Source organism: bacterium (assembly GCA_035527515.1).
Taxonomy (GTDB): domain Bacteria; phylum B130-G9; class B130-G9; order B130-G9; family B130-G9; genus B130-G9.
In genome coordinates, this window is record DATLAJ010000153.1 from 1 (window position 1) to 10,669 (window position 10,669).

The window sequence follows — 10,669 nt, forward strand, 5'->3', positions numbered from 1 at the left end:
AGGATTCTTGGGCGCGTGGCTCTGGAGGACATAGTTGGACCTGATGGGCGCGTGATCGTTCCCTACAACGAGGAGATTAGCGAGGTCAAAGCGCGGGAGATTGAGCAGGCCGGCATTAGGCAGGTTGCCATTCGCTCGGTGTTGACGTGTGAGGCTAAAACCGGGGTTTGCGTCAAATGTTATGGGCGTAACCTTGCTCGAGGCACGATGGTGGAGATCGGCGAGGCAGTGGGCATTATTGCAGCGCAGTCGATCGGTGAGCCTGGGACTCAGCTTACTCTGCGGACCTTTCATATAGGTGGGACAGCGAGTACGACGGTTGAGGAGCACGTGATTGAGGCCTCGGCGTCAGGGATACTCTGTTACGACGCAGACCTGACAACGGTCAGGAACAAGCATGGAGAGTGGGTTGTAACCTCAAGAAGAGGTGGACATGTCTCGATCTTGGACAAGTTGGACAAGAGTTCCCGAACGTTGGCCAGGCACATCGTTAACCACGGTGCGCACATAAAGGTCAAGGACGGTGGCAAAGTCGCGCAGGATGATGAGATCATCGAGTGGGACCCGTATGCGAAGGTCATTATGACCGAGCAGGAGGGTGTTGTTGAGCTCGCCGATATTGTGCCGGGCGTTACCGTGAGCGAGGAGTTCCACGCGATAAGCGGCATGCCGATTCGTGCAATAATAAGTGAGGAGTTGAGGGACCTTACGAAGAGGGTGGCTTCAGAGAAAGGGTCTGCCAAGAGTGATGAGAAGATACTCTCGCCGAGGGTTTTGATACGTAATGAGGCAGGGGCTGTGGTTGGGGATTATCAATTGCCCGTAGGCGCTCACCTAATTGCGGAGGACGGGGACAAGGTGGAGTCTGGGGACTCGTTGGCGAAGCTCTACAAGGAGTTGAGCAAGACGAAGGACATCACTGGGGGACTTCCGCGTGTTGTTGAGTTATTTCAGGCGAGGAAGCCGAAAGAAAAAGCGGTGATCGCGAAGAACAAGGGTCGCGTGAAGTATGGCAAGACGACGAGGCGTTTTTTTGAGATTCTGGTTCAGTCGCACTTAGTGAAAGTGGTTGATGCGGGTGAGTCGAGCCTCGCGCCTGGTTCGTATGTAGAGGACGAGGTCTTCAGTGCTGTTTGCGAGGAGCTTGAGGCCAATAAGAAGAAGGTCCCGAGTTGTGAAAGAGAGGAGGAGAAGTATTTTATCCCAAGGGGCAAACATATAACCGTTCTGGAGGAGGATGTTGTCGAGGCAGGTGAGCCGCTTATGGAGGGTTCCCCAGACCCACAGGACATTTTGGAGGCGTTGGGCGAGGAGGAGCTTCAGAAGTTCCTTGTGAACGAGATACAAGAGGTTTACCGGTTGCAGGGGATCACGATCAACGACAAGCACATAGCGCTGATAATTCGTCAGATGCTGCGGCGGTCGGTGGTGATCGATGCTGGCGATACTAAGTTTCTTCCGGAGCAGCATGTTGACAAGACGGCGAAGCTTGAGGAGAATCGTCGGATTCAGCAGTATTTGAGGATAATCAGGATCGGCGATAGCAGATTTAGGTATCATCAGCTGGTCGCTCCAGAGGAGCTAGAGGCGGAGAACAAGATACTTGCGGAGCGAGGGGCACGGCCTGGGGTAGGACTTCCGGCCTCACCTGCGAAGACGAAGCCTCTGCTGCTGGGGATAACAAAATCTTCACTGAGCACCGATAGTTTCATATCTGCAGCTTCGTTCCAGGATACGACGCGGGTGCTGGCTGGGGCGAGCATTGCGGGGAGCGTTGATTATCTTCTTGGTCCGAAGGAGAACGTAATAGTTGGTCGGCTGATTCCGGCGGGCACTGGTGCCGAGATTCACAGAGTGGAGCCTAGGCTAAACGTGGACATGTCCGAGTTGGCAGGTATGAAGGAGGAGAGGGAGGAGACAACCAAGGAGGCAAGTGGTCTTTTTGGCAGTTAATGGAGTTAATCCACGCTAATATGGAGGGTGATATTGCCGACTCTTAATCAGCTTGTGAGACACGGCAGAAAGCGTGTTCGGAAGAAGAGCAAGAGCCCAGCGCTTGGGTTTTGCCCACAGAAGCGAGGGGTTTGTCTTCGTGTAACTGTTGTTACGCCGAAGAAGCCGAACTCTGCTTTGAGGAAGATATGCAGAGTCCGCCTGACGAATGGGCTGGAGACCAATGCCTATATTCCTGGCGTGGGGCATAATTTGCAGGAACACTCGGTTGTTTTAATAAGAGGGGGCAGAGTTAGGGACCTGCCGGGCGTGCGCTATCACGTGGTGAGGGGCACTCTTGATACGGCAGGCGTTGAGAACAGAAAAAGAAGCAGGAGCAAGTATGGGACGAGGCGACCTAAGGGCTCTACTAAGTAGTCTGGATTGTGGTGGGGAACCTCATATTGTGTTCTGTGTTATAGTCTGAGAGAAAGATTAGGATGGCAAGACGAAGAAAGATACAGCGGCGAGTCCTCTCTCCGGACCCCGTTTATGGCGACAGCCTCGTGACGAAGTTAATCGATTCCATCATGCGGTGGGGCAAGAAGAGCCTGGCCGAGCGCATCGTTTACGATGCCCTGGAGATCATCAAGACTAAATCCAAGAGCGATCCGCTCGAGGTTTTGTTCAAGGCGCTGGAGAATACTAAGCCGATCTTGGAGGTCAAATCGCGAAGGGTAGGCGGGGCGACGTATCAAGTGCCGGTGGAGGTTAGGCTGCACCGGCAGGTGGCGCTGAGTGTGCGGTGGTTGACCAGTTTCGCCAGGAAGCGAGACGGGAAAACGATGCAAGAGAGACTGGCCGCGGAGATTTTGGATGCAAGCCAGAGCAGGGGAGGCGCCGTAAAACGTAGGGAAGACATTCAGAAGATGGCGGAGGCGAATAAGGCCTTTGTGCACTATCGGTGGTAGCTGCATGAAGACACTTTTTTGCTCGTAGCTTCTGGTTGACTTGCCTCGAGGGTAGAGCGCTGTGCCGGGGCGGCACCCGTGTGGCGTTTCCGTTGGTTTTTTAATCATGAGTGTGAAAGATGGCGAGACAGTATCCTCTTCACAAGATTCGGAATATTGGTCTGATGGCCCACATTGATGCGGGCAAGACGACGACTACGGAGAGGATTTTGTATTATACAGGGACCTCGCATCGGATTGGCGAGGTCGATACAGGCAACACGGTGATGGACTGGATGGAGCTCGAGCAGGAACGCGGTATTACGATAACATCTGCTGCGACGCAGTGTTTTTGGAAGGATTACAGGATCAATGTTATTGACACTCCCGGGCACGTCGATTTCACGGCAGAGGTTGAGCGCTGCCTCAGAGTTCTTGATGGCGTCGTCATGATAATCTGCGCAGTCGGCAAGGTTCAGCCTCAGTCGGAGACGGTGTGGCGCCAGGCGGACAAGTATCGCGTCCCGCGGTTGGTTTTCGTAAACAAGATGGACAGAACTGGGGCGGACTATTTCGGCGCGGTGAAGGAGATCGAGCGGACTTTTGGCTGCGTTGCGGCGCCGATAGCAATCCCCATCGGAGCAGAGGCTGAGTTTTCAGGCATAATAGACCTCGTTGAGGAGGAGGCCCTGTTCTTTGACGAGATAACTTCTGGGGCGAAGGTTCGCCGGGAATCTATCTCGGAGGAGTTCAGTGCAAGCGTGGCCAAGTCGCGTGAGCGCCTCGTTGAGGCGTTGAGCGAGGTTGACGATTCTATTTTGGACAGTTTTTACCGCAATGTGCCGAGTTTTAAGGGCGAGATGCGTCTTTTGCTTCGGCGTGGTACGATTGAGAACAAGATCGTGCCGGTGCTTTGTGGTTCTGCATTCAAGAACAAGGGTGTGCAGCTTCTTCTGGACGCGATTTGTGACTATTTGCCGTCGCCGGTTGACGCGCCGGCGGCTAGGGGGTTGGACCCGGTCACAGGTGCGGAGATACATCGGCGGCCGAGGGATTCGGAGCCGTTTTGTGGGTTCGTTTTCAAGATAATATCTGATCCGAAGATGGGGACGCTTGCGTTTTGTCGGGTGTATTCTGGGAAGCTTTCTGCGGGCTCGTACGTATTCAATCCGAGAACGAGAGGCCGTGAGCGGGTCTCGAGGCTGCTCAAGATTCATGCCAACAAGTATGAGGACGTGTCGAACGTCTATGCTGGGGACATCACGGCGATAGTTGGCGCCAAGAATCTCTCGACGGGGGATACCGTTTGCGACCAGGATGCGCCAATCATTCTGGAACAGATCGTGTTCCCTGAGCCGGTGGTGTCGGTCAGTGTTGAGCCCAAGACGATGAAGGACAGAGAGAAGCTTTCTAGCTCCTTGAGGACGCTTGCGCGGGAGGACCCGACTTTCAAGATTGCGCACAATTCTGAGACAGGAGAGACAATCATCTCGGGAATGGGCGAGCTGCACATCGATGTAGTTTTGAACCGGCTGCTTCGCGAGTACAACGTTGACGCAAACATAGGTCGTCCCCGGGTGAGTTATCGCGAAACGATAACTAAGAAGGCGCGCGCTGAGGGCAAGATCGTCAAGCAGAGCGGTGGACGCGGCCAATATGCTGACGTATGGCTTGAGGTAGAGCCAGGCGAATCTGGCGCTGGGGTTGTGTTTGAGGACAGGACCGTTGGCGGGGTCATCCCGAAGCAGTTTATTTCGTCCGTTGAAAAGGGGGTGTTGGGCGCCTCACAAGAGGGAGTGATCGCGGGGTATCCGGTAATTGACGTGCAGGTTGCGCTTGTTGACGGCTCGTTTCATCCCGTGGATTCTTCGGAGATCGCTTTCATGCTGGCGGGTCGGGAGGCTTTTTTGAAGGTGATAAAGGAGGCCAAACCGGTTCTTCTCGAGCCCATTTTTGAGCTTGAGATAACGCTTCCTCCCGAGTCGGTTGGTGAGGTAACCGGAAACCTTCAGGCCAGGCGAGGCAAAGTGTGGAGCATATCTTCTGGGAACAATATAGAAACCGTTAAGGCAGAAGTGCCGCTCGCAAACATGTTCGGCTATGCTACGGCGCTTCGGTCGTTCACGAAGGGGCGAGGGAATTACTCGATGCAGTTCGATCGGTATCAGCAGGTTCCTTGGTCAGTTCAGCAGGAGGTTCTGAAGAGTTGTCACTGACCGAGGGTGAGAGATATTGTTTCATGGGATGTTTTAATTTGGGTGTTGACACATCAGTTTCGGAAAATATAATGGGCGGTTCTGTCTCTTGGTTTGGAGGTCTCTCCTTCAGGATTGTTTCAAACGGGAAATCGAGAATGTATGGAAACTGAGAAGATAAGAGTCAAGCTGCGGGGGTTCGACCAACGGCTGTTGGATGAGACGAGCCGGCGGATATCAGATAGCGTGAAGCAGGCCGGTGGGCGCGTGATGGGGCCAATCCCTCTTCCGACCGAACGTAGCATTTTCACTGTGCTTCGCTCTCCGCACGTTGACAAGAAGTCTCGGGAGCAGTTTGAGATAAGGACGCACAAGAGACTGATCGAGATAGTAGAACCTTCCCAGCGGACGGTGAAGACGATCATGGACTTGAATCTTCACCTGCCGGCTGGCGTAGAGATAGAGGTTAAGTTGTAGTGAACCCTATAAGTGTGGGTGTGATCGCCAAGAGCCTCGGGATGACCCAGGTTTTCCTCGAGAGCGGTGATGTCGTGCCGGCCTCGGTGCTTCAGGTAGAGGACTGTCGCGTGGTTCAGGTTAAGAGCGAGAAGGGGTCGGATGGCTACAATGCTGTTCAGGTTGGGATTAAGTCGCGGAAGAAGTTCAAGCGGATGACCAAGGCACTGCGAGGTCATCTGAAGCGGGCTGGCCTGGACGCGGTTGACCTGCTGCGTGAGTTCAGGGTTGACGATGTGGGTGGCTATGAGGTGGGTCAGAAGCTGGATGCGGCCCTATTTGAGGCTGGTGATCTGGTCAGGATAACAGGGATAAGCAAGGGCAAGGGCTTCGCCGGGGTGGTCAAGCGACATGGTTTCAGCGGCGGCCCTAAGAGCCATGGCTCGCATTGTGGTCGTATCCCTGGGTCCATAGGCACCTCGGCTACTCCATCCCGTGTTCACAGGGGGAAGAAGCTACCTGGGAGAATGGGCGGGAACCGTGTAACGCTCAGCCGGGCCAAGGTGATCAGTGTTATGAAGGAAAGAAATGCAGTGCTTGTTAAAGGCGGAGTTCCTGGGGGCGCCGGCGGTCGGTATCTGCTTTTGTCGAAAGTTGAGTCCGCGAGCAAGCGCAATATATAGTGGGTTTAGCTAGGGTGGAAACGAAAATTCTTGATGCTCAGGGTAATCAGGTCGGCTCGGTCGAGCTGAACGAGTCGCACTTCGGGGTGGAGCCGAAGCCGCATGTCCTACACGAGGTTGTGCGTGCCCAGATCAATAATTATATGAAGAAGACAGCGAGCTCGCTGACCAGGGCGCAGGTGCGTGGCGGAGGCAGAAAGCCTTTTCGCCAGAAGGGCACAGGTCGGGCCAGGGCTGGCACGAGGACTTCGCCGCTTTGGGAGGGTGGCGGAGTGGTGTTTGGGCCGAAGCCTCGCGTGGTTAAGAGCAAGCCGCCGAGAAGCCTGCGGAGGCAGGCCTTTAGGATGGCATGGTCCGATCGGTTTTCGTCCGACGCCGTGGTTGTTGTGAGGGATTTTGGGCTGAAAGAGATCAAGACGAAGGCCCTTTTGATGACGCTAGTTGGGCTTGGGGGCATGGGTCGGGTTCTGATCGGTCTGTCTGAGAGGGACGAGGTAGTAGAGAAGTCTGCTCGGAACCTCGGGTTCCATCCAAGGAAGAGTTATACTGGAAGCATAAAGTCTGTTTTAGTGAAGTGTATTGATCGGATAACGGTTTATGACATACTCTTGGCGGACAGGTTGTTCCTGACCGAGGAGTCGCTGAAGCTTCTTCAAGCGAGGATGGAAGGTGTCTAGAGAATACGAGATTTTGAGATATCCGGTGTTGTCGGAGAAGTCCACCGCGTTGAAGTCTGATTACAATAAGGTGGTTCTGAAGGTGGAGTTATCAGCGAGCAAGCCACAGATCAAGAGGGCAGCTGAGGCGGCTTTCAAGGTTAGGGTGTTGAAGGTGAACATCATGCGTCGGAAGAGCAAGTCCCGGCGGCTGGGGCGGTATATTGGGAAGACGTCGTCGTGGAAGAAGGCGGTGGTGAGTCTTCCGAGGGACGCTAGGGTTGAGTATTTTGAGAATGTATAGTGTTTAATATAGTTTTGGTGAGGTTATGGCAGTAAGGCGGATTAAGCCCACGACGCCCGGGCAAAGAGGGATGTCGGTCTCGACGTTTGAGACTGTTACCGAGAAGGGTCCCGGCCTCAAGTCGCTCCTGAAGCCCTGCAAGAAGAAGGCAGGGCGAAACAACCAGGGCCGCATCACAGTGCGGCACCAGGGGGGAGGCGTTAAGCGGAAATATCGAGTCGTGGATTTCGTGAGGCGTGACAAGTCGGGTGTTCCCGCGACGGTCAAGCGGGTGGAATACGACCCGAACCGAGCAGCGCGGCTGGCGATGCTATTTTATGCCGACGGGGCGAAGCGTTACACGATAGCTGCGGATAAGGTGAAGGTAGGCGACAAGATAGAGACAGGGCCTTCTTCGGATATCAAGCCTGGCAATACGTTGCCCTTGAGGAGCATCCCGCTTGGGACGGTGGTTCACTGCCTCGAGCTGAGGCCGGGCAAGGGAGCGCAGGTGGCTCGGAGTGCTGGCGCTGAGGCGGACCTACTGGCGAAGGAGGGCAATTATGCCCACGTGAGGTTACCTTCTGGGGAGGTTAGGCTTTTTCACCTTGACTGTTATGCGGCGATAGGGCAGGTTGGGAACAGTGAGCACTCGACTATTCACATCGGCAAGGCTGGGCGTTCTCGCTGGCTTGGTAAGAGGCCCAAGGTCCGGGGTGTGGCCATGAACCCGGTTGACCACCCTCATGGAGGGGGAGAGGGGAAGAGTTCAGGTGGTAGGCATCCGGTGAGTCCGTGGGGCAAGCCCACTAAAGGGATGAAGACTCGCAATAAGAAGAAGCTATCAACTAGATATATAGTAAAAGCTCGTAAGCATAAGTAATGCGGATTATCTGATGACTAGATCGCTCAAGAAAGGTTTTTTTGCGGATGCGCACCTGATGAAGCACGTCAGGACGCAGCAGAAGGAGAAGTCGAAGAGGCCAATTAAGACTTGGTCAAGGCGTTCGACAGTGGTGCCTGATTTTGTGGGCCTTACGTTCTTGGTTCACAATGGTCGGAAGTTTATTCCTGTTTTTGTGACGGAGAACATGGTTGGTCACAAGTTGGGTGAGTTTTCGCCCACACGGACTTTTCGTGGGCACGGCGGCAAGCTTGAGCGAGCAGGCCGTGCTAAGAAGATGAAGAAGTAGTGTAGGTCGGAGGCACGTGCGTGGAACAGGCTAGTGCGCTTTTAAGGTTCGAGCGAGTCTCATTCCGGAAGATGAAGCCGGTTGCGGACTTGATACGACATAGAACGGCCGAGGCAGCCGAGCGGGTGTTAATGGTCTCGCCTCGTCGGACGGCTCGGATCATGCTGAAGTTATTGCGGTCTGCGATTGCCAACGCGGGGAACAATCCTAAGATAAGTGACGCGGCTTCGCTCTTTGTGTCGAGGGTTGACTTGGGAGCTGGACCGACAGAGAAGCGAGCGCGTTTTAGGGCGCGAGGTCGTGTATTTTTGATACGTCATCGGAGGGCGCATGTTCGGATAGTTCTCGAGGAGCCCGAGGCTGAGCTCGATGCGGAGAAGGTTAAGGCTAGAGGGTCGGAGAGCAAAGGGCTAGTGAAAGAGAGGGAGAGCAGGCTTGGGTCAGAAAGCTAATCCGATCGGTCTTCGAGTGGGCGTAACGAGGGATTGGGATTCCAAGTGGTATTCCAAGAAAGACTACGCCAAGTATGTTCACGAGGACCTTGCGATCAAGAGGGCGCTCAGGGCTGAGCTTGCTAATGCGGCGGTCTCGAAGGTTCGCATTGAACGTCAGCGGGACAGTGATATTCGGATATTTATTGAGACAGCGTTTCCGAGCAGGGTTATTGGTCGGAAGGGAGCAGAGGTTTCCAAGCTTCGGGACATGTTGGTCGCACAGATCGGCAAGAGCGTTCATATAGAGGTATTGAGTATCGAGAATCCTGACACTGATGCGAGGCTGATCGCTGAGAACATCGCGTCGCAGTTGCTGAGGCGCACATCGTTTAGGCGAGCGATGAAACGAGCTATTGGTTCTGCGCGTCGTGCTGGGGTAGAGGGGATCAAGGTTTCGTGTGCGGGTCGGCTTGGTGGTGCGGAAATGTCTCGGCGGGAGTGGTATTTGGAGGGTCGTTTGCCGCTCCACACTCTTCGTGCTGACATTGACTATGGGTGTGCAGTTTCTCGGACGACTTATGGGGCGATAGGCGTGAAGGTGTGGGTGTTCAAGGGCGAGATCTTGGGCAAGTCCCCCAAGGAGAGGTCTTCCTGATGTTAATGCCGCGCAAGGTCAAGTATCGTAAACGTCAACGTGGTCGGATGAAGGGGAAGGCCTTTCGAGGCAACAGGTTGTCCTTCGGCGAGTATGGTCTTCAGGCGTTGGAGCCTGGCTGGCTAACTGCTCGTCAGATCGAGGCTGCTAGGGTTGCGATGACGCGTAAGATCAAGAGAGGCGGAAGGATCTGGATTCGTGTTTTCCCTGACAAGCCTACGACGGAGAAGCCTGCGGAGACGCGGATGGGCAAGGGCAAGGGTCCTCCCAAGGATTGGGTTGCGCGGGTCTTGCCGGGAAAGATACTCTACGAGATGGAGGGAGTATCAGAGACATTGGCAAAAGAGGCGATTCGGCTGGCATCGCAGAAAATTGGTATTAAGACACGATTTGTGTCCCACGGGATTGTTTTTGACTTAGGAGCTCAGGGGGGAGGAGTTTAATTGATGGTTCGCAAGTCTCAGCTCTGGGCGTTAGCTGCGGAGGAGCTCGGAGGTATGGAGGCCGATTTGAGGCGGGAGCTGTTTAACCTGCGGTTTCAGAAAGCGACGGGACAGATTCAGAATCCGCTTCGGCTGAGGACAGCTCGGCGTGAGCTTTCTCGCGTGATCACGATTCGGAAACAGAAAGAGGTAACTCAGCGGGACAGCGATGGCAGATAGGGGACGGCGCAAGTCGAGAACAGGTGTTGTGGCGAGAGTCGCAGTGGACAAGACGACCGTTATCGTTATCGAGCAGTTGAGAAAGCATGCGCATTACGAGAAGTATGTCAAACGTGTGCAACGGCTCTTGGTTCACGATGAGAATAACGAGTGTAGGATTGGGGATCGTGTCAGGATCATGGAGACAAGGCCGCTGTCGAAGCGGAAGCACTGGCGGTTGGTTGAGATAGTTGAGAGAGCCAAGTAGGAGGTTCTTGGTCTGAGGACTGTGAGGCGAAATGATCAGAATGATGACTTCCCTCGACGTCGCCGACAATTCGGGGGCGAAGAGGTTATCTTGTATATCGGTATTGGGTGTTTCGGGTCGGAAGACGGCATCGATAGCGGACATTGTGACGGCATCCGTCAAGGAGGCTACCCCTGGTTCAAACGTTCCGAAGGGTGAGAAGGTTCGTGCTGTGATAGTTCGGTGTGCCAAGGAGGTCAGGCGTAGAGACGGGTCGTATATTAGGTTTGACAGGAATGCGGCAGTTTTGATAGACAAGCAGAATGAGCCCATCGGAACTCGAG

16 protein-coding genes are annotated in these 10,669 nt (G+C 54.5%); all 16 read left to right on the forward strand.

The window, feature by feature from the left end; all coding sequences use genetic code 11:
• A partial coding sequence (locus VM163_12530) for a hypothetical protein (protein ID HUT04704.1) occupies window positions 1–1,953 on the forward strand: 1,953 nt, incomplete at its 5' end.
• 33 nt (window positions 1,954–1,986) lie between these two features.
• Complete coding sequence (gene rpsL / locus VM163_12535) at window positions 1,987–2,370, forward strand: 30S ribosomal protein S12 (GenBank protein ID HUT04705.1); 384 nt, start codon at window positions 1,987–1,989, stop codon at window positions 2,368–2,370.
• A 62-nt stretch (window positions 2,371–2,432) separates the two neighbouring features.
• Window positions 2,433–2,903 carry a 30S ribosomal protein S7 gene (rpsG, locus tag VM163_12540; GenBank protein HUT04706.1) on the forward strand — a complete coding sequence of 157 codons (471 nt, stop codon included), beginning with the start codon at window positions 2,433–2,435 and terminating at the stop codon, window positions 2,901–2,903.
• A 119-nt stretch (window positions 2,904–3,022) separates the two neighbouring features.
• Window positions 3,023–5,098, forward strand: a complete 2,076-nt coding sequence (gene fusA, locus VM163_12545) for an elongation factor G (protein ID HUT04707.1) — start codon at window positions 3,023–3,025, stop codon at window positions 5,096–5,098.
• A 141-nt stretch (window positions 5,099–5,239) separates the two neighbouring features.
• Window positions 5,240–5,554 (forward strand): 30S ribosomal protein S10, encoded by a 315-nt coding sequence (gene rpsJ, locus VM163_12550; protein HUT04708.1) that lies wholly within the window; start codon window positions 5,240–5,242, stop codon window positions 5,552–5,554.
• Window positions 5,554–6,216, forward strand: coding sequence for a 50S ribosomal protein L3 (gene rplC, locus VM163_12555; protein ID HUT04709.1), 663 nt, complete (start codon window positions 5,554–5,556; stop codon window positions 6,214–6,216). The genes rpsJ and rplC overlap by 1 nt, the downstream gene beginning before the upstream one ends.
• A 14-nt stretch (window positions 6,217–6,230) precedes the next feature.
• Window positions 6,231–6,893, forward strand: coding sequence for a 50S ribosomal protein L4 (rplD, locus tag VM163_12560; protein HUT04710.1), 663 nt, complete (start codon window positions 6,231–6,233; stop codon window positions 6,891–6,893).
• On the forward strand, window positions 6,886–7,176 hold the full coding sequence (gene rplW / locus VM163_12565; protein HUT04711.1) for a 50S ribosomal protein L23: 291 nt from the start codon (window positions 6,886–6,888) through the stop codon (window positions 7,174–7,176). The genes rplD and rplW overlap by 8 nt, the downstream gene beginning before the upstream one ends.
• A gap of 25 nt (window positions 7,177–7,201) precedes the next feature.
• The gene (rplB, locus tag VM163_12570) at window positions 7,202–8,038 is read left to right on the forward strand and encodes a 50S ribosomal protein L2 (protein HUT04712.1); all 837 of its coding nucleotides are present in this window, start codon (window positions 7,202–7,204) and stop codon (window positions 8,036–8,038) included.
• Between the two features lie 13 nt (window positions 8,039–8,051).
• A complete protein-coding gene (gene rpsS / locus VM163_12575) occupies window positions 8,052–8,348 on the forward strand; it encodes a 30S ribosomal protein S19 (GenBank protein HUT04713.1) in 297 nt (98 codons plus the stop codon).
• Between the two features lie 20 nt (window positions 8,349–8,368).
• Entirely contained in the window at window positions 8,369–8,800 is a 432-nt protein-coding gene (gene rplV / locus VM163_12580) for a 50S ribosomal protein L22 (protein ID HUT04714.1), read from the forward strand.
• Entirely contained in the window at window positions 8,784–9,437 is a 654-nt protein-coding gene (rpsC, locus tag VM163_12585) for a 30S ribosomal protein S3 (protein ID HUT04715.1), read from the forward strand. The genes rplV and rpsC overlap by 17 nt, the downstream gene beginning before the upstream one ends.
• On the forward strand, window positions 9,437–9,880 hold the full coding sequence (rplP, locus tag VM163_12590; protein HUT04716.1) for a 50S ribosomal protein L16: 444 nt from the start codon (window positions 9,437–9,439) through the stop codon (window positions 9,878–9,880). The genes rpsC and rplP overlap by 1 nt, the downstream gene beginning before the upstream one ends.
• Before the next feature lie 3 nt (window positions 9,881–9,883).
• Window positions 9,884–10,099 (forward strand): 50S ribosomal protein L29, encoded by a 216-nt coding sequence (gene rpmC / locus VM163_12595; GenBank protein HUT04717.1) that lies wholly within the window; start codon window positions 9,884–9,886, stop codon window positions 10,097–10,099.
• Window positions 10,089–10,346 carry a 30S ribosomal protein S17 gene (gene rpsQ, locus VM163_12600; protein ID HUT04718.1) on the forward strand — a complete coding sequence of 86 codons (258 nt, stop codon included), beginning with the start codon at window positions 10,089–10,091 and terminating at the stop codon, window positions 10,344–10,346. Before rpmC ends, rpsQ begins: the two co-directional genes overlap by 11 nt.
• Window positions 10,347–10,377: 31 nt before the next feature.
• Window positions 10,378–10,669: 50S ribosomal protein L14 (gene rplN / locus VM163_12605; protein ID HUT04719.1), on the forward strand; the 292-nt coding region annotated here is incomplete at its 3' end.